Source organism: Plantactinospora sp. CA-294935 (assembly GCF_050936445.1).
Lineage (GTDB): Bacteria > Actinomycetota > Actinomycetes > Mycobacteriales > Micromonosporaceae > Plantactinospora.
The window spans coordinates 3029907-3052246 of record NZ_JBNJMU010000001.1 but is presented as its reverse complement, the minus strand read 5'-3'; the positions used below and the strand labels follow the sequence as shown (position 1 = coordinate 3052246).

The following is a 22340-nucleotide window of genomic DNA, read 5'->3' as shown; positions in this document are numbered from 1 at the left end:
CGGTACTGGACCTCGATCACCAGCCGCTACCCTCAGAGGCATGGTCAGCCATTCCGCGATCGCCGCCGTGGCCGGCGTACTGGCCGTGCTTCCGGCGGTGCCGGCGGCCGCGGCGCCGGCCACCTCGCTCGGCTGCCCCACCGCGGCGAACGCCACCTCGACGGTCGCCCGCGAACCGACCTGGTCGCACCACTGGCTGGCCGCTGACCGGCTCGCACCGCACACCGGCGCGGGAATCACCGTCGCGGTGGTCGACACCGGGGTGAACGTGACGCATCCACAGCTCGCCGGCAGGGTGCTGGCCGGATACGACGTGATCCGGGACCGGGCCGGCGCCACCGTCGACCACACCGGGCACGGCACGGCGGTGGCCAGCATCATCGCCGCCAGGCCGATGCCGAACGTTGCGCTGCTGGGCCTCGCCCCGGGCGTACGGATCCTGCCGGTCCGGGTCAGTGACTGTGCCCGTACGGTCCTCGACCGCGACGTGGACCCGGCGCACCTGGCGGAGGGCATCAGGTGGGCGGCGGATCACGGGGCCCGGGTCGTCAACGTCTCGCTCGCCGTGCCGAAGAACCACTCCGGGCTCCGCGCCGCGGTCGCGCACGCGCTGCGTCGGGGCGTCGTGGTGGTCGCGGCGACGGGCGACGCGCGGACCAGCCCGACGTCATATCCGGCGGCGTACCCCGGGGTCATCGCCGTCGGCGCCCTGGACGAGGCGGGCAACGTCGCCGGGATCAGCACCACGATGGACCTGGTGGCGCCCGGCGACGAGGTGCTCGCGGCGGCGCCCCGCGCCGGGCACATCGTCTGGTCCGGGACCGACGCCGCCGCACCCGTGGTGAGCGCCACCGCCGCCCTGGTCCGGGCGGCGCTCCCGAAAGCCACTGTGGACGAGGTCCGGGCCCGGTTGACGAACACGGCGACCCCGATCGCGAACGGGCCGGGGGCGGTGGACCCGTACCGCGCCCTGCGCGACATGCTCGCCTCACCGACACCGGTACCGCAGGTGGTGATGGACCTGCGCCAGCCCGATCGCCCCGGGTCGCCCTGGCCGGCCCGGGCCGGTCCCTGGGCGGCACTGCTCGGCGCCGGGGCGGTGCTGGTGCTGACCCTGCTGTGGCTGCGATCCCGCTGGCGTACGGCGGGTGGCAGATGATCGACCGGGCCGAGGCGTCGCGGTTGGCCCGGGAATGGGCCCGCCGCGAGCTGGGTAGCGAGGATCCCGGCTTCCGCGAGTTCGAGGCCGGCTACGTGGTGTGGGACCGGCCGCCCACCGCACCGGGACCGCCGCCGACCGACTCCGCTGCCACACCCCCCGGTGCCGGTACGCCGTTGGGCGACGCCGGCCAGCCGCCACCACGGGTCGGCGCCGCCCGAGGTGTGCTGGACCGGGACACCGGACACTGGTCCTGCTGGCCATCCCTGCCGATCGACGAGGTTATCCGGCTCTACCTGGCCTACCGCGCGGGCTCGACGCGGTTTCCCGAGGACGTCCGGACGATGCTGCGACTGGCTGGCTGGGTACCGGGGCGCGACGGCGCGGCGCTGCTTCGGACCTGGTGCCGCCGGCATCAGATCGACGATGCCGTCCTCTTCCCGGTGGCCCGTGCGGTGGCCGCCGACTTCGGCGGCCTGACCATCGCCGGGTACCGGTTCACCCCGACCCCCGACGACCACGTCCCGGCGGCACATCCCGACCTCGCGGACCGGCTCGGCATGCGGGTGTGGCAGATCGCGGTCGGCGACGGCCGGATGCTGGTCGTCGACGAGTCGGGCGCGGTGCACCGGCGCGAACACTCGGGCGACGCGCCGTACGCCCCCACCGTCGACGACGCCCTCGTCCGGCTGGTCCGCCGGGAGGACGAGTGAACCTTTTTCAACCTCCCCTTGCGGTCCGTCGGAGGGCGAGGTCGGACGCGGTGTGCGAGCGCTGCGCGGTTCAGGTTGAAAAAGGTTCAGTGAACAGGCGCTGAACACCTGCCTGGTCTGGGGAGAGGACGGCGCGGCGCCGCCCCTCCCCGGACCCGACCGGTCATCGGACCTCTTTCCACCTGAACGCGCGACGCTCACGCACCGCACCGACCTTGCGATCCACCGGACCACAGGGGAGGTGGAAAGGCTCACTACATGTGGTGCGCCCGCATCATCGAGACGAGTTCGCTCTCCGCGTCCGACATGAGCGCGTGCGACCCGCTGATCTTTCCCTGGATCTGGCCGCCCATCTCGACCAGGGCGCGGGCGGCGTCGCGCCACTCGGCGCGGAGCAGCTCGTACTCCTGCACCGAGCTGCCCCGCCAGGTCCCCATCAGCGACTCGATGTGCTTCTCGATCGAGGTGAGGCGCTGGTTCATGTTCTCCATGGCTTGGCCGTAAGCGGCCGCGCCGGTGGTCATCGTCGCGCCGACCATACGAATCTGCATGACAGTCCTCCGAATCAGGCCCGCAGGGCGGCGTAGACACCGCTGGACGTGTCGACACCGGTCCCGCCGGTGCCGGGGATGCCCTCGCCGAGGTCGACCATCGAGGCCCGGATCTGCGAGTCGGTGAACTCGTGCTTTTCGGCGACCCGGTTCAGCAGCTCGGCGAGCCCGTCCAGGGCCACCTTGATCCGGTTGAGCTGCTGCTGGTAGCCGGCGTTCACCTCGCCGAACATGGCACCGCCGGCGCCCATCCAGTCGTCGGGCATCTGGCTGGTGCCGGACTGGATGGCGCCCTTGACCTCGCTTTCGATCAGGGTGGCCTGGGTCCGCACCTGACCAGCGGTCTCCCGCATTTCCTCGATGTAGTTCTGTACCAGTTCCTCAGTGCCACCTGCCACGGCCGCTCCCTCCACTGGAAACCCGTCGGGCCGACGAGTTGGGGTCAGAGTACTGTGGATGATCGCGACGTACTATCCCGGCGGAATCGCCCGGACCGCCGCCGTCGGCTCCAACACCGGGCCGTGCGGCACCCGGGCCATCAGCCCGGTGGGCAGCGGGATGGCCCGTTCCGGCTGGTATCCGAGCTGGCCCAGCACCTCCGGGCTCGGCACGGGATAGGCGATTCCGTGATCGGTCACGAGGAACCAGGTACCTCCGGTCGCCTGCGGCGCCGGCTTGGCCAGTACCACCACACCCCGGCCCGGTTCCACCGCGACGTGGTCGGCCAGCGGGACCCCGGCGGCGGTGGCGGGAGGCCGGGCGGCGGCGTCGAGGTCCCCGGTGACCGGTACGCCGACCGTGACGACGCGTCCGTCCCCGGCGTCACCGATCCGCACGCACACCCCGGTGCCCGACACGACCGGTACGACCGTCGGGGTGGGCTCGGCGGGCAGGATGCCACCGGTCGGCAGATTCCCGTCGACCGTCAGCGGGGTGCCGCCGACCGGGGTCGGACCCGCCGTACCCGGATAGCCGGGGTCGGCCAGCAGGATCCGGGCCTGTAGCTCGGTGACCCGGTCGACGCTGTTCGGCTTGACCACGTAGTGCTGCTGGGTCGCCGGGTCGACCAGCACCTCGCCGACCTTGGTGCCCTTGCGCCAGCTACTCTCCCGGCCCCGGCTGGCGACCTTTATGGCGCCCAGCGGTGCGCCGGCGGGCAGCACATCGAGCCAGGCGAGCGTCACCGGATGCGCCTGGGCCGGGGCGACCCGCAGCGCGTCGGTGACGATGGCGTCGTCCCGGATGGCGTGCCGCCGGCCGTGCCAGATCAGGTGCCGGGCGCCACTCGGGTCCACCACCAACACCGCGGCCGAACCGAGCCCGTCCCCGCCGCCCGGCCGCCATCCCGCGTACACGTAGGTGAGTGGCACCGGATAGCCGACGGCGTCCCGGGCAGTCACGCCGCAAATCGACCACGGGTCGGTGCGCAGCTTCTTCGGATCCGGCAGGTTGTCCGGGGCTCCGACGATGCCCACCCGGGGGCCCTTCGGCCAGGTCAGCGAGGCCCGGGCGACCAGGTACGGATCCTTCGGCCGGTCCAGCAGCAGGCGGGCCGAGGCGTAGTTCGCCACCGGGTACAGGGTGCGCAGGTCGGGGCGGCAGTAGTACTTCGTGCCGGTCTCCCGCTCGATGACCACCGCGTCGCAGGCCTGCCAGCGCCTGTTGCCGCTGGGAAAGAACTTGCCGTAGACGCCGACCGCCGCGAGCGCGATCACCGTGACCATCACCGCCGCCAGCGAGGCCCCGGCCAACCGCCGACCAGGCCAGTCCAGCGGATCGGGCTTCTGCGCGAGCAGGGCGGCGGTGAGCCGTCCACGTAGGAACTGTCGGGAGTGGATCAGATCGCGACGGGTCAGCATGAGACCGCCCCCGCTGCCGCACCCGACACTGCCAGCATCGCTGCCCGGGCTGACGTTGCCGGCGTCGCTCTCCTCCGGTGGATGCGGTTCAACCGAACAGCCCCCGGGCGAGGCCGAACAGACCCAGCACCGCACAGGCGAGCAGGGGGGCGACGACCACGCAGACGATCTCGACGATGTCGCCGATCCGGCCCAGGTTGGGCGGGAGCGGACGGCGGGCCGCGGCGGCGGCCACCCCGTACGCCCCGGCTGCGACCGCGAGCATCCCGGCCAGTACCGGAACGATCAGGTCGACTCGGGTCGTGGTGTCCATCGCCAGCCAGCCGGCACCGACCAGCAGCAGCGCGCCGAGCAGCGCGGTGAAGCCGGGCGGCACCCGGTGACGTACCGCCGCGAAGGTGCGCATCCGGAGGGCGCAGATCAATACCACCAGGACGGCCAGCAGCGACGCGCTGACGTCGGCGGCCCGGGCAAGCACCCCCACGCAGAGCAGCAGAATCACGCAACTCCCGGCCAGCACCCCGGTCAGCAACTCGTCCGCCCGCCGGACCAGCACGGTCAGCCTGGCCAGCGACGGGAGGGACGCGACCTTCGAGACGTCCTCCCCCGGCCGAGGCACCTCCGGGCTCGGCAGGCCGCCGTGTGCCGTGGCGAGTCGAGGCAGCAGCGGGGCCAGCAGAACCAGCGCGCCGGCCAGCCCGGCGGCCGCGGCGACCGGGCCTACCTCGGTGGCGACCAGCGCCCAGATCGCGCCGAGCAGCCCGATCGTGAGACCCGTGTGGAAGACCGGCCGGTGCACGTCGAGCCCGGCCAGGGCGAGGGAGGCGGCCAGCATCAGCCCGGCGGATCCGACGAGCAGCGGCCAGGCATGCAGCACGGCACCGAGGTCGGCAGGGCCGGGCAGCAGGGCGCCTCCCACACCCGCGTAGACCATGGCGTACACCCCGAGCAGGGTGGCCAGGCCGGGTTCCCGGCGCCACCGGGCGACCGCCGCGCCCGCACCGACCAGCACCGCGGCGACCGCCAGCGCCACCTGGCCCGCACGGACCAGGGGCGGCCCGGCCAGCAGGAGCAGCAGGACCGCGCCGCCGAGGACCGCGGCGACGGTGACCAGGCCGGCGTGGTACGTCGAGGTGCCGCCCCACACCCGGCCCTGGCGCGCCGCCGTCTCCGCCACGCCGCCGGCGAGGTCGTCGTAACCGGGCTCCGGCCAGTGCTGGTCACGCGGGGCGAGCAGCAGTACGTCGCCGTCCCGGATGCCCAGCCCGGACAGCGACTGCACCGGCTCCAGCACACTCCCGTCGAGCCGCCGGACCACCCAGCCGCCACGCGGTACGCCGTCCTCGGCGAGCCCGTCGCCACCGTGCCGGAGCAACGCCGGTTGCAGGTACGTCAGCGGCAGGTGGTCCGGTAGCGCCATGTCCACGCGTCGCCTCGGCGTCATCAGGACGATGCGGGTGAGACCGATCGTGGTCGGCGTCGCCATAAGCAGCCTCTCAACGGCCTGTCGGCAATCTGGACTGGACGCCCTCGCCGTGACCCCGTATCCCCTACGATGCCCGGGTGGGAGCGTCTGCATGGGCACAGTAGTACGCAAGCGGCCCGCGCGTCGGTTGGCTCCGCCCTACCCGCAGGGCGAGGTGGCCCTGGAGCCGGTGCCGGAGATACCCACTCCGGGCGGGCGCTCGTGGAGCCGGCTGCTCATCATGCTGCCCATGCTCGCGGGTGCCGCGGCCATCGCGCTGATGTTCGCCGGGGGCAGTGGCAACAACCCGTTCCGGTGGTTGACCGGCGCGCTGTTCGGGGTCTCGATGCTCGGCATCGTCGCGGTGCAGTTCGCCTCCTTCTCCGGCGGGGCGAGCAAGCAGGAGATGCAGGAGCAGCGGCGCGAATACCTCTTCGAGCTGAACCAGCAACGGCGCGCCGTACGGCAGACGATCCAGCGGCAGCGGGCCGCCGAATACTACGCCCACCCCGATCCGGACGCGCTGTGGTCGCTTGTGGACAGCGCCCGGCTGTGGGAACGGCGATACTCCGACGCCGACTTCGGACAGGTCCGGATCGGGCTCGGGCCACGCGACCTCGCCGCCACGCTCGTCGTACCGCCACCGGTGCCGGCGGAGAAGGCCGAGCCGGTGAGCGCGCTGGCGGTACACCGCTTCGTCGAGGCGTACCGGCAGGTGCCGGAGCTGCCGACGGTGCTGGCCCTGGGCGGGTTCGCCCGGGTCTATCTGCGCGGCGACCGGCGCCGGGTACGGGCGCTGGTCCGGGCACTCATCGCCCAGGCCGCCGTCTGGCACGCCCCGGAGGACCTCGTCGTCGCGGCCTGCGTCGGTCGTTCGGCGCGGGCCCAGTGGGAGTGGGCGAAATGGCTGCCGCACACCCTGCACCCCACGTCGACCGACGCGCTCGGTCCGGTACGCCTGATCGCACCCTCCGTCGTCGCCCTGGAGGCGATGCTGGAGGACCTGGTCGCGGATCGGCCGAGATTCGACCCGACGGCCGCCGAGGCGCAGTTCGACGGGGCACACCTGCTCGTCGTGATCGACGATGGCGACCCGGCCGGCTCGGACCACCTGCTGATCGACGGCGGCGTCGAAGGTGCCACCGTGCTCGACCTCAGCGGCGAGCCGCCCCGCAACCTCGACCGGGCCACCGTCGTCTTCGACGTCGGCGCCGACGGGGACCTCCGGGCGACCACCTACGCGGGCGGGCAGCGGCTGGGCCGGGCGGACGCGTTCAGCCTGGTCGCCGCGGAGTCGCTGGCGCGGCAACTCGCGCCGCTACGGCTGTCCGGCGGCGGCGGGCAGGACCGGGCGATGAACGCCGAGCACGGCCTGGCCGAGCTGCTCGGGCTCGGCGACCCGTACGAGTACGACGCCGCGCTCGGCTGGGCGCCCCGGCCGCACCGCGAGCGGCTGCGGGTGCCGATCGGGATCGGGCCGGACGGCGCCAAGGTGGAGCTGGACCTGAAGGAGTCCGCCCAGGACGGGATGGGCCCGCACGGCCTGCTGATCGGCGCGACCGGCTCCGGCAAGTCGGAACTGCTCCGCACCCTGGTACTGGCGCTGGCGGTGCAGAACTCCCCGGAAACGCTCAACTTCGTGCTGATCGACTTCAAGGGCGGCGCCACCTTCGCCACCCTGGACCGGCTGCCGCACACCAGCGCCGTGATCACGAACCTCGCCGACGAGCTGCCGCTGGTCGACCGGATGACCGACGCCATCAACGGTGAGCTGATCCGCCGTCAGGAGTTGCTGCGCCGCTCCGGCAACTACGTGTCGCAGCGTGACTACGAGCGGGCCCGGGCGGCCGGCGTACCGCTGGCACCGCTGCCGACCCTCGTCGTGGTCTGTGACGAGTTCAGCGAGCTGCTCTCCGCCAAGCCGGACTTCATCGACATGTTCGTCCAGATAGGACGACTCGGCCGGTCACTCGGCGTCCACCTGCTACTGGCCAGCCAGCGCCTGGAGGAGGGCCGGCTGCGCGGCCTCGACACGCACCTGTCGTACCGGGTCGGGTTGCGGACCTTCTCACCGGTGGAGAGCCGCACGGTGCTCGGCGTCAACGACGCCTACGAACTGCCCCGCGCCCCGGGGCACGGCTTCCTGAAGTTCGGCACCGAGGCGCTGGTCCGGTTCCGCGCCGCGTACGTTTCGGGCGCGTACCGCCGGGCGGGCGCGGCCGAGCCGGCCGGTGGCGACGACCGGGTCCAGGTCTACACCTCCGGATACGTCGCGCCGGACGACCTCGCCGGCACTACCGGCGAGGATTCCGGCGCTGCCGGCGCGGTCTCCGTGGCCGGTGGGGGTACCGGCGCCGGCCGGACCGGTACGGATACCACCGGGGCTTCGGTAACCGCCCGGGCCGCGAAGCTGACCGGGCCGAACGAGCCGGTCGAGGTCGAGCCGGACGGGGTCGAGCCGGACGGGGTCGAGGTCGAGCCGGGCGACGAGACGCTGCTGGAGATCCTCACCGGGCGGCTGACCGGTCGGGGTGTACCGGCGCACCAGGTGTGGCTACCACCGCTGTCCACTCCGCCGAGCCTCGGCGAGTTGCTGGACGGCGAGGAGCCGGAACCGCTGCGGGTGCTGGTCGGCGTGGTGGACCGCCCGTTCGAGCAGCGGCGCGACCCACTCCGGCTGGACCTGTCCGGCGCCGGCGGCCACGTCATCGTGGTGGGCGCGCCACAGTCGGGCAAGAGCAGCCTGCTGCGTACGCTGATCGTCAGCCTCGCCCTCACCCACACCCCGCGCGAGGTGCAGATCTACTGCCTGGACTTCGGCGGCGGCGTGCTCGCCTCCGTCCGGGACCTGCCGCACGTCGGCGGGGTCGCGGCCCGCCGGGACGCCAACCAGATCCGGCGGACGATCGCGGAGGTGGAGACCATCGTCGCCACCCGCGAGCAGCTCTTCACCGAACGCGGCATCGACTCGATCGCCACCTTCCGGCGGATGCGGGCCGCCGGTGAGCTGCCCGAAGAGCGGTTCGGCGACGTCTTCCTCGTGGTGGACGGCTGGGTCACGGTCCGGGACGAGTTCGAGGACCTGGCCGAACGGATCATCGCGCTGGCCGGCCGCGGCCTGTCGTACGGCGTGCACATCGCCGCGACGGCCGGACGCTGGCTCGACCTCCGGTCGGCGCTGCGGGACGCCTTCGGCACCCGTCTGGAACTGCGGCTGGGCGATCCGTCCGACTCCAGCATCGACCGGCGGGCGGCGGCCAACGTTCCGGTGCACGCGCCCGGCCGGGGCATCACGCCAGGCCGGCACCAGTTCCTGGCCGCACTGCCTCGGCTGGACGGTGGCTCCGACGTGGCAGACCTGCCGCCGGCACTGACCGAGCTGGTCGTCAAGGTCCGCGACGGCTGGACCGGTGACCCGGCGCCCCGGGTACGGCTGCTCCCGCCGATGGTCCCGTACGAGCTGCTGCCCGCCGCGACCGACGGACCAGGGCCGGCGGTCGGCCTCGCCGAGCTCGACCTCGGCCCGGTCCACCTGGACCTGAACGCCGACCCACACTGCTTCCTGATCGGCGACGTCGAGTGCGGCAAGTCGTCGTTCCTGCGCATGCTGGCCCGGGCGGTCGCCGACCGGCAGACGCCCGGGCAGGCCCGGATCATCGCGATCGACTACCGGCGCGGCCTGCTCGGCGCGCTTCCCGAGGAACACCTCCTCGGCTACGGCAGCTCGGTCAACCAGGCAACCGAACTGCTCCGCGACGCGGCCGGCGCGCTCCGGGAACGACTCCCGGGGCCGGAGATCACTCCGGAGCGGTTGCGCGCCCGGGACTGGTGGAGCGGCCCGGAACTGTACGTCCTGGTGGACGACTACGACCTGGTGGCCGGAGACCGGAACCCGCTCGGCGTACTCCACGAGTTGCTGCCGCAGTCGAGGGAGGTCGGGCTGCACGTGGTGGTGGCGCGGCGCAGCGGCGGCGCGAGCCGGGCCTTCTACGACCCGCTGCTCGCCCGGATCCGGGACCTTGGCTCACCGGGCATTCTCATGTCCTGCGATCCGGTGGAGGGGCCGCTGCTCAGCGGCGTACGCCGGCCCGGTCCGCTGCCTCCCGGCCGCGGCTGGTTGTCCACCCGGCGGGACGGTGCCCGGCTGATCCAGTTCGGATGGCTCGACGTGGACTGACGATCCTCACCGGACGATCGGATACATGGGTCTGCCACGGTTGGCGATATCCGATTAGGATCGCTGATCATTGCCACGCTGTGCCCGCGACGAGGAGGACAGAGATGGCTGCCACTGACAACCAGGAGGCTGCCGGCGCTCCCGCCGGCCTCGACCTCGACGTCGAGACGGAGCACCTCAAGACCTTTGGCGAGAAGATGTGGAACGCGGCCAACGCGTTCAGCGCCGAGGTGATCAAGGCCGGGAACTCCAGCTTCGAGGTACCGGCTCCGGAGTTCGTCGAGATGGTGGAATTCGCCAAAAAGATCACCGACGACACGGTGGAAGCAAACCGGTTCACGGCCGACGCCGCGAACGGCCTGATGTCGTACGGCAGCGCCGCGATCGTCAGTTTCAACAAGTACGGTTGGGGCGACGACCAGGCCCGGCTCTCGTTGCAGGACGTCCGCGACGCGATGAAGGCCACCGAGCAGGCGGGGTCCGCTTCGCGAAACGCCACGGCTGCCTGACGGTCGGCGATCATGGCCGCTACGAACTGGGAACAGTACGATCTCGACAAGATTCTGAGCATCTTCATGTCGGTCAACGTCGGGAGCCTCAACGAACACGCCGGGCGCTGGCGTGCGATCGGCGCGGCGATCAGTAACGGCGGAAAGACGCTGGCCGACGAGACCCGGAGCCTTGCCGGGAGTTGGAAGAGCAGGGCTGCCAGCGCGTTCACCGACAGCGCCGGCCAGGCGGTCGACCGGATGACCCGGTGGGGGTCCGAGGCCCCCGTCCGCGGCGACCACATCGAACTGGTCGGCATGGCGGTCAGCTGGGCACAGGGCGAGCTTGAGCGCCTCAAGGCGCAGCGCCAGCAGGAGTTGGACCAACTCCAGGCGGACAAGGAACGGATTCCCTTCCACGACATGTCCGGGGCGTTGGAGGGCCAGATCGTCAACAAGTACAACGAGCTGGCCCGGACGGTGGCCACCCAGGCAGCCGCCGAGATCAGCGCGTTGACCCCCTGGAAATCTCCCGGGCCCTACGTCGGGCTACGCGACGTCCAACGCACGGTTCCCACCCCCAACCTGGGTCCGAACGGTACTCCCGACCCGCCCGGCACCGGCCCTCCGAACGGCGCCCCGAACGGCGCCCCGAACGGCACCACCGGTCAGAACGAGCAGCAGCCGGTCAATCCTCCGCCGGGACCGCTGCACCAGCTGATTCGCACGGACGAGCCGGTTGCCGATCCCCGCCAGAACGGCAACCCGCAGACCGGTCCACAGGAGAACAACGTCAGCCAGCCGCCCAACCAGCAGCAGGTCTCAGCGCCGCAGACCGACGTACCGCAGGTCGGCGAGCCGCCCGCGCCGGGCCAATCGCCGGGCTCCGACGTAACGCCGCCACCGACGCTGCCGGGCGGGGTACCCGGGGGCGTACCGGGTGGCGTGCCCATCGTCCCGTTCGTGCCCGGTGGCGTCGGCGGTGGTTCCGGTGGTCGCGGTTCAAGCGGCCTCGGTTCCAGCGGCCTCGGTTCGGACGGCGGCGGAGGCGGCCTGGGTGGCGTCGGCGCGGGGCGGGGCGGGGCGGGTGTACCCACCGCCTCGAATGACCTGCTCGGGCGGCTCGCTGGCACCGAGGGCGGCGGAGGCGGCCTTCTCGGCGCGGCCCGCCCCCCGGTCGGCACCCCTGCCGGTGGCGGCGCCCCGATGATCCCGCCGATGATCCCGCCGGTCGCCCCCGGAGGCGGGAATGCTGGCGCACTGTCCGGCCGCCAGACCCGGCGTACCGCGCGAAGCGGTGGCGCGCCTCGCGTCGTCGGCCAGGAACCCGTCGCCGCGCCCCAGTCGATCAGCGGTCGTCAGGTGGACAAGAAGAAGGCGCCGCCGCCACGGCAGCAGGAAACCGAGCGGCAGTCGGCGGTGACTTACGGCGCGTGATTCTGATCCGCTCTGCCGAGAACGCGATGACCTGTCGGGCGTACGGCCCTACTGACCGAACCCGAATGTCTGAAACGGTGAGCATCTGGTGCCTGTGATCATCTGCCCTGCCTGTGGGGAACCGGACGAGGACGACTCGGTCTACTGCCTGAACCCGGGCTGCGGGGCCCTCTTGGTGGTGCTCCGGCCCGAGCAGCCACCGGAGCAGGCGGCGGGCGCCGACCCGGCCGAACCGGCCGTTCCCGCCGAACCCACCACTGCGGTCGGCAACTCCGCCGTGCCGACCGGAGCACCGGCATCGGTGGCGTCGCCCGAGGTGACCAGACCGGTGAAGGCGGTCCGAGTCACGAAGTCGGCCAGACCGGCGAGGTCGGCCAGACCGACAAAGGCAGCCAGAGCCGCCAGGTCGGCCAGACCCGCGAAATCCGGCGTACCCGCAGACTCGGCCGGACGAGCTGGCTCAACCGAGACGACCACACCAGCCACTTCAGCCAAGCCGACCGCACCGGTCGAGCAGGCTCCACCGGTTGCGAAACCCACACCGGTCGAGAAGGCCACGGTCGAGAAGGCCACACCGGTCGAGAAGGCTGCGGTCGAGAAGGCCACACCGGCGACACCGGGCGACAAGGTTCCGGCAGCCACGACCGCCAAAAAGGCGAAGGCCACCACCGCCGAGGAGACCCGGCCGGCCGCGGCAACAGTTGATGGGCTGGCCGCCCCGACCGGAGCGCCGGAGGCGGCAAGAGCGCCCGCCCCGGACGGCGAGGGCCCGACTGAGCCCGTTCCGGCGGGGACCTCCCAGCCCGAGACGGTGATACCGACGACCGAGCCCGGTGGTCCCGGCAAGCCTGCCGGCACCGGCTTCCGAGGCACGTTGGGCAGACTGGCCAGGATCGGCAGACGGGGCGCCAAGCCGCTGGCGGCAACGCCTGCCGCCGTACCAGGCGGACCGGCCGATCCGGGCGAGGTCGGGGTCCCTTCCCCCACCAACGAGGTCACCGGGATCGGTCCGTCCGGATCGGTGAAGGCTCGGCCTGCCGGTGAAGGGGCGTCACCAACGTCGGCACCCGCGTCGCCACCGGCGGAGCCTGCGCCGGCCAAGGCCCGGCCCACTCAGCCGGCCAAGGCCCAACCCACTCAGCCGGCCAAGACCCAACCCACTCAGCCCGTCAAGGCCCAACCCGCCCAGCCGGCCAAGACCCAACCCGCCCAGCCCGTCAAGGCCCAACCCGCCCAGCCGGCCAAGACCCAACCCGCCCAGCCCGTCAAGGCCCAACCCGCCCAGCCGGCCAAGACCCAACCCGCCCAGCCCGTCAAGGCCCAACCCGCCCAGCCGGCCAAGACCCAACCCGCCCAGCCCGTCAAGGCCCAACCCGCCCAGCCGGCCAAGACCCAACCCGCCCAGCCCGTCAAGGCCCAACCCGGCACACCGGTCAAGCTGGGACCCGCCGGTCGGGCAGGAGCCGACCGGGGCAGTGCGGTGAAGCAGCCGAGCGCCGTACCGGCGGGCACCGGCGCCGTACCGGATCCGTCCCCGGATCCCGACGCGCCACAGGCCGGCCGACGGCTGCTGTTGCCGCTGGCGGCGGCCACCGTCGTGCTGGTCGGGATCGGCGTGGCCCTGGCGGTCAACAACGGCGGCTCCTCCGGCGAACCCCGGCCTGCGGCGGTGCCGACCGGACCCGCGCTGGCGCTCGGCTCGCCGTTGCCGGTCATTCCGACATCGGCGCCGGTCGCCCCGCCGAGCCCGCTTCCGCAGGCCACCCCGACACCGAAAGCCAGCAAGGCTCCGCCCCGGCCCGCCCGGCCGGCGTCGGTGCCGAAGCGGACACCGAGCCGGAAGCCACCGGCCAGAACCACCGCTCCGCCGCCGAAGCCTCCGGCGCCACAGGCCCGGATATCGGCCAGCGGCCGGATCGAGTGCACTCCCGTCGATCGCGGCTGGGGCATCGCGATCAGTGGCAGCGTGAGCAACACCTCGGCGACCATCCGCAGCGCCCGAGTTTCCTACAGTTCCAACGAGACCGGGCCGGCGAGCAACTCCGACACGCTCACGCTCCAGTTCAGCGGCCGGTCGTTCAACCGCAAGATTCCGGACACCAGCGGCTGGGAGTTCATCGGCGGGTCGTCCGTCTCCTGGACGGTCACCGCGACGTTGAGCGACGGCAAGACCCTTTCCGACTCGGGGTCGAACACGTACTCCTGCGGATAACCTCCCGCCGAACAGGGGCACACGGACCTGCGCCCGCGCTGAGCGCGGGCGCAGGTCGATCGTGGGGTGGGTCAGCGCTGGTACTGGACCGGGCCGACGTTGACGTTGGCCATCTGCTCCAAGCGGCGTACCCGCTCTTCCATCTTCGGGTGGGTGGAGAAGAGGCTCGCCACGCCGCCACCCTTGAACGGGTTGTCGATCATCAGGTGGGCGGTGCTGGTCAGCCGGTTGTCGGCCGGCAGCGGCAGCGCCTTCGTACCCGCGTGGATCTTCCGAAGCGCGCTGGCCAGCGCCAGCGGGTCGCGGGTCAGCGCGGCACCCGAGGCGTCCGCCTGGAACTCCCGGTTACGGCTGATGGCGAGCTGGATCAGGGTGGCCGCGATCGGGCCGAGGATCAGCGTCAGCAGCAGTACGGCCGGGTTCGGCGAGTCCTCGTCGTCCCCGCCGCCCAGCGGGATGAACCAGGCGATGTTGGCCAGCATGGTGATGATGCCGGCCAGGCCGGCGGCCACGCTGGAGATCAGGATGTCCCGGTTGTAGACGTGGGACAGCTCGTGACCGATGACGCCCCGCAACTCCCGGTAGTCCAGGATCTGCGTAATGCCCTGGGTCACGGCGACCGCCGCATTCTGCGGGTTGCGTCCGGTGGCGAACGCGTTCGGCTGCATGGTCGGGCTCACGTAGAGCCGGGGCATCGGCTGCTTCGCCTCGGTCGCCAGCTCCCGGACCATCTGGTAGAGCGCCGGGAATTCGGCCTCGGTGACCGGTTGGGCCCGCATCGCGCGCAACGCGAGCTTGTCCGACCAGAAGTAGCTGGCGGCGTTCATGGCCAGTGAGACCAGTACGGCGATCACCAGACCGCCGCTGCCGCCGAACCAGTAGCCGACGCCGAGGATCAGAGCGGTGAGCAGGCCAAGAAGCGCGGCTGTCTTGAGCCGGTTGTGATGGCTATGCACGATAACTCCTTCGGTGCGCGGGCCGGTGGACCCGCTGACCGGTACAACACCGGGTTACCCCGTCAACAATCCGGATATGACTGAGAGTTGCCTGGGAAAGGGCCTCACCAGGGCCCGGGGGCGGCCAATGGACCTTTTTCAACCTCCCCTTGCGGTCCCGTCGCGGCCAGGCAGAAGTCGGGACGTAAGGGCACCGCGCTGTTCAGGTTGAAAAAGGTTCAGTCACAGTGCGGCGATGTCCAGGATGAGTTGCGGGGCGAACCCGACGACGATCGCGACTCCGGTAGCCAGGGCCAACGCGGCGACAACCGCCCAGGCCGGCCGGACCGGTTCGGCCGCCGGCACCGGGGCGCCGGCGGGTACCGCGGGTGCGCCGGGATCGGCGGGCACGACCGGCGCGGCCGCGGCCTCGCCGGCCCGGTCGGCGGCCGGCTCCGGGGCGTAGAGGGTGGCGGCGACCCGTACGTAGTAGGCGAGCCCGATCACCGCGTTCAGCGCCACCACCACGGCGAGCCAGCCGGCGCCACCGGCCAGCAGCGACCGTACGACGGTGACCTTGGCGAACAGCCCGGCCAGGCCCGGCGGCAACCCGGCCAGCCCGACCAGGGCCAGCACGAACGCCGCGCCGACCCACGGCCGGCGTCGGGCCGCACCCCGGTAGTCCGCGATCTCGCCGCCGTCGGCGACCGCCGGGCGCAGCGCCACCACCGCCCCGAACGCGGCCAGTTCCAGCACCACGAAGAAGACCGTGTACGCCACCGCGGCGGCGACCGCCGTGTCGATCGCCTCCGCACTCCGCCCGGAGGACAGTGCCAGCGCGCCGAGCGGGGCGACGATGTAGCCGGCCTGGGCCACCGACGACCAGGCCAGCAGCCGGACCATCCGGCGCTGCCGGAGCGCCACCAGGTTGCCGACGGTCATGGTGAGCACCGCCACCGCCGCCAGCAGCGGGCCGGTCATCCGGGCCGGCAGCGCGGTCGCGGTGACCGCGAGCAGCGCCACCACCCCGCCGAGCTTGGAGGCGGTCGACAGGTACGCCGCCACCGGCACCGGCGCGCCGTCGTAGGTGGCCGGTGCCCAGGCGTGGAACGGTACCGCCGCCACCTTGAAGGCCAACCCGAGCACGATCAGGGCCACCGCGACCACGGTCAGCGGCAGGCTCAGCAGTGCCGGCCCGGTCGGGAAGTCGCCGCCGCCGAGCGCCACCGGCCGGTTCGCCTCCGCCTCGAAGATCGCGCCGAGCCGGCTCAGGTGCACCGCACCGGTGACCGCGTAGAGCAGCGCGGCGCCGAGCAGGGTGACCGCGGTGGCCACCACGCTGACCACGAAGAAGGTCAGCGCCGCCTCGGCACCGGCGACGCTGCGGTGCCGCAGCCCGACCAGCACGTAGAGCGGCAGGGTCAGGGTCTCCAGCGCCACGACCAGGGTGATCAGGTCGCCGGCCGCACCGAGTACCACGCCGCCGGTCATCGAGCAGGCGAGCAGGAAGCAGTACTCCCCCGGCGGCACCTGACCGGAGCGCAGCAGCGGGGCGGAGAGCGCCAGCACCCCGAGGGTGAGCAGCGCGAAGAGGCAGCCGACCAGCGCCGCCCGACCGTTCGCCAGATAGGAACAGTCGGGGCCGGCGCAGAACGTCCGCCGGGATCCGGCGGCACCGACCAGTACCGCGCCGAGTGCGGTGGCGGCGGCCCCGGCCGCGAAGACCGCCACCGTCGCGCCGCGCCGAGCCACCAGCAGGTCGGCCAGCAGCACGAGTACGGCGGTGCCGGCCGCCAGGTACGCCGGCAGCAGCGCCACGTTGTCCACGCTCTGGATCACGACGTCCACCGCCCAGCCCCGGAAGGGTTCATCGGATCGCCTCCAGCAGTGCGCCGACCGGCACCTCGGCGTAGCCGAGCACCAGGGTCGGGGCGAGCCCGATGGCGAGGGCGAGCAGCACCAGCGGCCCCCAGGCGAGCAGCTCGGCACCGTGCAGTCCCGGCGTCAGGGTCAGCACCGTCGGGCTGGCCGGCCCGTGTGTGACCCGGCGCAGCAGCCGCAGCAGGTACGCCGCCGTCAGCGCCCCGCCCAGCGCGGCCAGCACCGCCAGCGTGGTCCAGAGTGGACCTCCCACCCGCCAGGCGGCCACCACCGCGAAGGATTCGCCCCAGAAGCCGGCCAGGCCGGGCAGCCCGAGCGAGGCGATCGCGGCGAAGCCGAGCAGCCCGGCGAGCCGGGGCGTACTCTCGCGCAGCCCGCCCAGCTCGGCCAGCGCCCCGGTGTGCGCCCGGTCCTTGACCGCCCCGGCGAGGAAGAAGAGCAGGCCGGTGATGACGCCGTGCGCGATGTTGCCGATCAGCGCGGCCTGGATGCCGGTGCCGGTCAGCGTGGCGATGCCGAGCAGCACGAACCCCATGTGCCCGACGCTCGAATAGGCGATCAACCGCTTCAGCTCGCTCTGTGCCAGGCAGACCAACGAGCCGACGATGATCGCCGCCACCGCCAGCACCCCGAGCACTCCGGCGGCCTCCCTCGCGCCCTCCGGCGCCACCCCGACCGCCACCCGGATCAGCCCGTACGTGCCCATCTTCAGCAGTACGCCGGCCAGGATCACGCTGCCGACCGTCGGCGCCTGGGTGTGCGCGTCCGGCAGCCAGGAGTGCAGCGGCCAGAGCGGGCTCTTCACCGCGAACGCGATCGCCAGCAGGATGAACGCGGCGATCTGGGTACCCCGGGACAGGCCCGCGCCGCCGGTCAGCTCGATCAGGTCGGCGGTGCCGGCCGCGGTCACCACGGTGAAGACGCCGACCAGCAGCAGCACCGAGCCGAAGAGGGTGTAGAGGGCGAACTTCCGCGCCGCGTGCTGCCGGTCCTCGCCGCCCCAGACCGCGATGATCGCGTACATCGGGAGGAGCACGACCTCGAAGAAGAGGAAGAAGAGCACCAGGTCGAGGGCGAGGAAGGTGCCGAGGATGCCGACCTCGACCACCAGCAGCAGCGCGACGAGGCTGCGGCCCCGGCCCGGCGCCGGCACCCGCCACCAGGTGTACGCGCAGCAGAGCAGCGTCAGCAGCGCGGTCAGCACCACCAGCGGATAGGAAACCCCGTCGACCCCGAGCTGGAACCGCAGGTCGAGTCCGGGCACCCAGGTCAGGTCGAGTGCGTGCCAGAGGCGGATGCCGGGTGCCTCGGTGGAGTCCAGCCGGTAGCCGATCCAGGTGTCGGTGGGGCCGACCGCCAGCAGCGCGGCCAGCACCAGGGTCACCGCCGCGAAGGCCGTACCGGTGATCCGGGCGGCCCGGTCGAACCGGCCCGGCAGCACGGCGAGCAGCGCCGCGCCGACCGCCGGCACCGCCAGCGTGGCGACCAGGCCGATCCCGCCGAGGGTCACGTCGTCCCCCCGAGAGCCAGTACGGCGGCCAGGCCGAGCAGCAGGGCACCGCCGAGTACCGCCACCACCGCCCGGGGCACCCCGGCCCGGTGCAGCAACTCCATCCCGCCGCCGAGTCCGGTGGTCCCCCGGCCGGTACCCTCGACCGCCCCGTCCACCAGCCCCTCGTCGCCGCGCCGGGCCAGCCGGCCGAGCGCCCGCACCGGACGTACGACGAGGGCATGCTGGACCTCGTCGAGCCAGAAGGCCCGGGCGAAGGCCGGACGCAGCGGACCCAGTCCGGTCGCCGGGTCGGCGGCCGGGTCGGCCCGCCAGCGCCACCAGGCGAGCCCGGCGCCGGCCACCAACAGCACCACCGGGATGATCACGAAGCTGTCCAGGTGCGTCTCGTCCAGCGCCAGCGCGTCCCGGAACGGGGTGACGAAGACCGCCAGCCCGAGCGCCGCGCTCGGCACCGCGAGCAGGACCACCGGCCAGCGGAGCAGCCCGGGCGGATCGTGCGGCGGACCGGGCGGGGTGTGTGCCGGCGACCCGGCCGGCGCGTCGATCGCGGACGCGGGGCTGGCGTGCGCGGCCGGGGTGTCGACCGGGTGGGTCTGGGCCCGGGAGACGCCGAGGAAGGTACGCAGCAGCAGCCGGGTGGCGTACCAGGCGGTCAGCCCGACCCCGACCAGCCCGGCGAGCCAGACCAGCCAGCCCACCCAGGCGGCGGTCGGGCCGGTGTGGTGCCGGGCCGCCCGCTCGGCGACGACCAGGATGCCGTCCTTGCTCCAGAAGCCGGCCAGCGGCGGCACCCCGGCCAGCGCGGCGAGCCCGATCGCGGTGCACCAGAAGGTGACCGGCATCGGCCGGCGCAGCCCGCCCATCGCCGACATCAGGTTGCTGCCGACGGCGTGGATCACCGCACCGGCGGCCAGGAAGAGCAGCGCCTTGAAGGCGGCGTGGCTGAGCAGGTGGAAGAGCGCCGCCGGTGGCGAGCCGACCGCCAGCGCCCCGGCCATGTAGCCGAGCTGCGAGACCGTCGACCAGGCGAGTACCCGTTTGATGTCGTCCTGGGCGGTGGCGGCGAGCGCGCCGAGCAGCAGGGTGACCGCGGCCATCACCCCGAGCACGGCGAGCGCGGCCGGGGCCCGCGCGAAGAGCGGGAAGAGCCGGGTCACGGCGTAGATCCCGGCCGCCACCATGGTCGCGGCATGGATCAGCGCGGAGATCGGGGTCGGGCCGGCCATCGCGTCCGGCAGCCAGGTGTGCAGCGGGAACTGGGCGCTCTTGCCGGCCACCCCGGCGAGCAGCAGCAGGCAGGCGGCGGTCAGCGTACCGGGGCTGAAGTCGTGGGCCAGCACGTCGGAGATCCGGAAACTGCCGGCCTGCACGCCGAGAATCACGATGCCGAGCAGGAAGCCGACGTCGCCGACCCGGGTCACCAGGAACGCCTTCACGGCGGCGCCGGGCGCCTCCGGCAGCCGGCGGTCGTGGCCGATGAGGAGATAGGAGCAGATGCCCATCACCTCCCAGCCGACCAGCAGCATGATCAGGTCACCGGCGACCACCACCAACAGCATCGCGGCGGTGAAGAGGCTGATCTGCGCGGCGTAGGGGGCGTACCGGTCGTCGTCGTGCAGGTAGCCGACCGAGTAGACCTGCACGGCCAGCGCCACCGTCGCCACCGCGACCGCGACCAGGGCGGCGGCCGGGTCCAGCCGGAGGGAGAGGGTGACCGACAGCCCGCCGAAGTCGACCCACTCGGCGCTCGCCTCGGTGCCTCGGCCGTCGAGGACGACGACCAGCCCGATCGCCGCCGCCAGCGCCACCGCCGCGCCACCGATGCCGAGCGCCGCCGCACCGGCCCGGGACCGCTGCGGCAGCAGCAGCCCGACCAGGGCCAGTCCGAAGGGTACGGCCGGCAGCAGCGCGGCGAGCGTGTGGGTCATCGGCCCGCTCCCGGTGCGTGTCCCGTCGTCGGTGCGGTGTTCGCTGCCGGTGTCGTCGCCCCCGACCCGGTGAGCGCCGGAGTCGCCACGATGGCCTGCGGCCCGGTGTCCGGGGTGTGCTCGTCGAGGCGTACGTCGTCGATGGTGACCGTGCCGCGCAGCCGGTAGAGCTGGAGCACGATCGCCAGCCCCACCCCCACCTCGGCGGCGGCGATCACGATGACGAAGAGCGTGAACGCCTGCCCGGTGAGCGGCAGCGGGGCGGCGCCCTCGGCGGCCGGGGACGGGTGCCCCAGGGCTGCGTGCAGCGGGGCGGCGTCGGCGGTGACCAGCAGCAGGTTGACCGCGTTGAGCATCAGCTCGACGGCCATCAGCACCAGTACGGCGTTGCGCCGGCGGAGTACGCCGTAGACGCCCAGCCCGAAGAGCAGGGCGGCGACGACGTACGGGATGGCGGGCCTCACTGGCGCCGCCCGGGAATCCGTACGCTGATCGCGATCGCTCCGACCAGTGCGGAGAGGAGCAGCACCGAGAGCACCTCGAACGGGAGTACCCAGGTGCGGAAGATCTCGATGCCGAGCCGCTCGGCCGTACCGGGGTCCGGCAGCTCCACCGTGGACCACCGGTACGCGTCGACGAGCAGGGCGGCCAGGCCCAGCCCGGTCCCGCCGCCGATCAGCGCGGCCGGCCAGCCGGGCCGGTCCAGGTCGTCGGCGGCCCCGATCGGTGCCCGGGTCAGCATCACCGCGAAGAGCAGCAGCACCACCACCGCGCCGACGTAGATCAGCAACTGCACCCAGGCCACCAGCTCGGCGGTGAGCACCAGATAGAGCCCGGCGACCGCGCCCAGGCAGACCACCAGGTAGAGCCCGGCCCGGACCAGATGCCGGGTGGAGACCACGAGTACGCCGGACCCGACCGCCACCGCACCGAGGGCCAGCATCAGCACGTCGGCGGCGCTCACGGCGGCTCCTCGTCGGCCGGAGAGCCGGAGCTGGGCTGGTCGGCTGCGGGCGGAGCAGAGGCGGGCGGAGCAGAGGCGGGCGGAGCAGAGGCCGGTCGCGCGGTCGCGGGGCGGGCCGGACGGCGGGTGCGTACCGCCGGACCGGCCGGACTCTCCCCGGCACCGCCCGGGGCGGCGGCCTTGCGCGCGGCGGCCTCCTCCTTGGCCGGCTCACCGTTCGGGTCGTGCGCGGGCGGGGGTGGCACGGTCGCCATCCACTCCCCGAGGTGCTCCTTGTCGTGCAGCAGGTCCCGGATGTCGTACTCGGCGTACTCGAACTCCGGCGACCAGTAGAGCGCGTCGAACGGGCAGACCTCGATGCAGATGCCGCAGTACATGCAGAGCGAGAAGTCGATGTCGAAGCGGTCCAGGACGTTGCGCTGGCGCGGTCGGGCCGCGCCGGGGACCGCCACCTCCTCCTTGTGGGAGTCGATGTAGATGCACCAGTCCGGGCACTCCCGGGCGCAGAGCATGCAGACCGTGCAGTTCTCCTCCAGCAGCGCGATGACGCCCCGGGAGCGCGGCGGCAGCTCGGGGGCGACGTCCGGGTACTGCTGGGTGTGCGAGCGGCGGGTCATCGTCTTGAAGGTGACGGCCAGCCCCTTCGCCAATCCCTCGCCCGGAATGCTCATGCCGGCACTCCGCAGGGTGCCGTGCCGCCGCCATGAAACTCGTCGGCGCTGAGCCCCACGATTCGCTCGCTACGCTCGCTCATGCCGGCACTCCGCTCCGCTCCGTGCCACCATGAGACTCCTCCGCACTGAGCCCCACGATTCGCTCGCTACGCTCGCTCATGCCGGCACTCCGCTCCGCTCCGTGCCACCATGAGACTCCTCCGCACTGAGCCCCACGATTCGCTCGCTGCGCTCGCTCATGGGCCCATCCTGCCGTGTCGGCGGTTCCGGCGCGACCACCCCTGGCCAGTTGAATCGGTACGGTGGCTGCCGGCCCGCCCTGTCTCCCGGCGGGCTGCTCCGGCCCGGGCCGCTGTTTCCGATCCCGGTCGGCGACCACGCCGG

18 protein-coding genes are annotated in these 22340 nt (G+C 72.8%); 6 read left to right on the top strand and 12 right to left on the bottom strand.

What is annotated here, in order from left to right:
* The first annotated feature begins 40 nt into the window (after nucleotides 1-40).
* Nucleotides 41-1159, top strand: a complete 1119-nt coding sequence (locus tag ACQEVC_RS13630) for a S8 family serine peptidase (protein WP_432876896.1) — start codon at nucleotides 41-43, stop codon at nucleotides 1157-1159.
* A complete protein-coding gene (locus ACQEVC_RS13625) occupies nucleotides 1120-1872 on the top strand; it encodes an SUKH-3 domain-containing protein (RefSeq protein WP_432876893.1) in 753 nt (250 codons plus the stop codon). The genes ACQEVC_RS13630 and ACQEVC_RS13625 overlap by 40 nt, the downstream gene beginning before the upstream one ends.
* A gap of 254 nt (nucleotides 1873-2126) precedes the next feature.
* Here the strand turns inward: ACQEVC_RS13625 and ACQEVC_RS13620 are convergent, their stop codons facing one another.
* From ACQEVC_RS13620 to eccD, 4 genes are all read right to left on the bottom strand, one after another.
* Nucleotides 2127-2423, bottom strand: coding sequence for a WXG100 family type VII secretion target (locus tag ACQEVC_RS13620; RefSeq protein ID WP_346258346.1), 297 nt, complete (start codon nucleotides 2421-2423; stop codon nucleotides 2127-2129).
* A gap of 14 nt (nucleotides 2424-2437) precedes the next feature.
* A complete protein-coding gene (locus ACQEVC_RS13615) occupies nucleotides 2438-2821 on the bottom strand; it encodes a WXG100 family type VII secretion target (protein ID WP_432876888.1) in 384 nt (127 codons plus the stop codon).
* Nucleotides 2822-2893: 72 nt separating this feature from the next.
* On the bottom strand, nucleotides 2894-4282 hold the full coding sequence (gene eccB / locus ACQEVC_RS13610; protein ID WP_432876885.1) for a type VII secretion protein EccB: 1389 nt from the start codon (nucleotides 4280-4282) through the stop codon (nucleotides 2894-2896).
* An 88-nt stretch (nucleotides 4283-4370) separates the two neighbouring features.
* Nucleotides 4371-5768, bottom strand: a complete 1398-nt coding sequence (gene eccD, locus ACQEVC_RS13605) for a type VII secretion integral membrane protein EccD (RefSeq protein ID WP_432876881.1) — start codon at nucleotides 5766-5768, stop codon at nucleotides 4371-4373.
* 91 nt (nucleotides 5769-5859) lie between these two features.
* Between eccD and eccCa the strand changes: the two genes are divergently transcribed.
* From eccCa to ACQEVC_RS13590, 3 genes are all read left to right on the top strand, one after another.
* Nucleotides 5860-9924, top strand: coding sequence for a type VII secretion protein EccCa (eccCa, locus tag ACQEVC_RS13600; RefSeq protein WP_432876878.1), 4065 nt, complete (start codon nucleotides 5860-5862; stop codon nucleotides 9922-9924).
* Between the two features lie 104 nt (nucleotides 9925-10028).
* The gene (locus tag ACQEVC_RS13595; protein WP_432876875.1) at nucleotides 10029-10433 is read left to right on the top strand and encodes a hypothetical protein; all 405 of its coding nucleotides are present in this window, start codon (nucleotides 10029-10031) and stop codon (nucleotides 10431-10433) included.
* 12 nt (nucleotides 10434-10445) lie between these two features.
* The gene (locus ACQEVC_RS13590) at nucleotides 10446-11849 is read left to right on the top strand and encodes a hypothetical protein (RefSeq protein ID WP_432876873.1); all 1404 of its coding nucleotides are present in this window, start codon (nucleotides 10446-10448) and stop codon (nucleotides 11847-11849) included.
* A gap of 141 nt (nucleotides 11850-11990) precedes the next feature.
* On the opposite strand, the gene ACQEVC_RS13585 is transcribed toward ACQEVC_RS13590, so the two are convergent.
* Nucleotides 11991-12515 (bottom strand): hypothetical protein, encoded by a 525-nt coding sequence (locus tag ACQEVC_RS13585; protein ID WP_432876870.1) that lies wholly within the window; start codon nucleotides 12513-12515, stop codon nucleotides 11991-11993.
* A gap of 355 nt (nucleotides 12516-12870) precedes the next feature.
* Here ACQEVC_RS13585 and ACQEVC_RS13580 point away from each other — a divergent pair, with 355 nt between their 5' ends.
* Nucleotides 12871-14061: a hypothetical protein gene (locus tag ACQEVC_RS13580; RefSeq protein WP_432876867.1), complete on the top strand. Its 1191-nt coding sequence runs from the start codon at nucleotides 12871-12873 to the stop codon at nucleotides 14059-14061.
* A 71-nt stretch (nucleotides 14062-14132) separates the two neighbouring features.
* Here ACQEVC_RS13580 and htpX read toward each other — a convergent pair whose 3' ends face one another.
* The 7 genes from htpX to ACQEVC_RS13545 form a co-directional block, all read right to left on the bottom strand.
* Entirely contained in the window at nucleotides 14133-15017 is an 885-nt protein-coding gene (gene htpX / locus ACQEVC_RS13575; protein ID WP_432876864.1) for a zinc metalloprotease HtpX, read from the bottom strand.
* A gap of 222 nt (nucleotides 15018-15239) precedes the next feature.
* Nucleotides 15240-16835 carry an NADH-quinone oxidoreductase subunit N gene (locus ACQEVC_RS13570; RefSeq protein WP_432876861.1) on the bottom strand — a complete coding sequence of 532 codons (1596 nt, stop codon included), beginning with the start codon at nucleotides 16833-16835 and terminating at the stop codon, nucleotides 15240-15242.
* 28 nt (nucleotides 16836-16863) lie between these two features.
* A complete protein-coding gene (locus ACQEVC_RS13565) occupies nucleotides 16864-18387 on the bottom strand; it encodes a complex I subunit 4 family protein (RefSeq protein ID WP_432876858.1) in 1524 nt (507 codons plus the stop codon).
* The gene (locus ACQEVC_RS13560) at nucleotides 18384-20318 is read right to left on the bottom strand and encodes an NADH-quinone oxidoreductase subunit 5 family protein (RefSeq protein WP_432876854.1); all 1935 of its coding nucleotides are present in this window, start codon (nucleotides 20316-20318) and stop codon (nucleotides 18384-18386) included. The genes ACQEVC_RS13565 and ACQEVC_RS13560 overlap by 4 nt, the downstream gene beginning before the upstream one ends.
* Nucleotides 20315-20782, bottom strand: coding sequence for an NADH-quinone oxidoreductase subunit NuoK (gene nuoK / locus ACQEVC_RS13555; RefSeq protein ID WP_432876852.1), 468 nt, complete (start codon nucleotides 20780-20782; stop codon nucleotides 20315-20317). The genes ACQEVC_RS13560 and nuoK overlap by 4 nt, the downstream gene beginning before the upstream one ends.
* A complete protein-coding gene (locus ACQEVC_RS13550) occupies nucleotides 20779-21282 on the bottom strand; it encodes an NADH-quinone oxidoreductase subunit J family protein (RefSeq protein WP_432876849.1) in 504 nt (167 codons plus the stop codon). Before ACQEVC_RS13550 ends, nuoK begins: the two co-directional genes overlap by 4 nt.
* Nucleotides 21279-21953, bottom strand: a complete 675-nt coding sequence (locus ACQEVC_RS13545) for a NuoI/complex I 23 kDa subunit family protein (RefSeq protein ID WP_432876846.1) — start codon at nucleotides 21951-21953, stop codon at nucleotides 21279-21281. The genes ACQEVC_RS13550 and ACQEVC_RS13545 overlap by 4 nt, the downstream gene beginning before the upstream one ends.
* Nucleotides 21954-22340: the final 387 nt, after the last annotated feature.

What these genes read in the sequence shown, in the direction of transcription:
- eccCa (WP_432876878.1), top strand. Translation starts at nt 5,860, where the DNA reads ATGGGCACAGTAGTACGCAAGCGGCCCGCGCGTCGGTTGGCTCCGCCC.
- ACQEVC_RS13630 (WP_432876896.1), top strand. Translation starts at nt 41, where the DNA reads ATGGTCAGCCATTCCGCGATCGCCGCCGTGGCCGGCGTACTGGCCGTG.
- eccD (WP_432876881.1), bottom strand. Translation starts at nt 5,768, where the DNA reads ATGGCGACGCCGACCACGATCGGTCTCACCCGCATCGTCCTGATGACG.
- ACQEVC_RS13560 (WP_432876854.1), bottom strand. Translation starts at nt 20,318, where the DNA reads ATGACCCACACGCTCGCCGCGCTGCTGCCGGCCGTACCCTTCGGACTG.
- ACQEVC_RS13545 (WP_432876846.1), bottom strand. Translation starts at nt 21,953, where the DNA reads ATGAGCATTCCGGGCGAGGGATTGGCGAAGGGGCTGGCCGTCACCTTC.
- ACQEVC_RS13590 (WP_432876873.1), top strand. Translation starts at nt 10,446, where the DNA reads ATGGCCGCTACGAACTGGGAACAGTACGATCTCGACAAGATTCTGAGC.
- eccB (WP_432876885.1), bottom strand. Translation starts at nt 4,282, where the DNA reads ATGCTGACCCGTCGCGATCTGATCCACTCCCGACAGTTCCTACGTGGA.
- ACQEVC_RS13595 (WP_432876875.1), top strand. Translation starts at nt 10,029, where the DNA reads ATGGCTGCCACTGACAACCAGGAGGCTGCCGGCGCTCCCGCCGGCCTC.
- ACQEVC_RS13620 (WP_346258346.1), bottom strand. Translation starts at nt 2,423, where the DNA reads ATGCAGATTCGTATGGTCGGCGCGACGATGACCACCGGCGCGGCCGCT.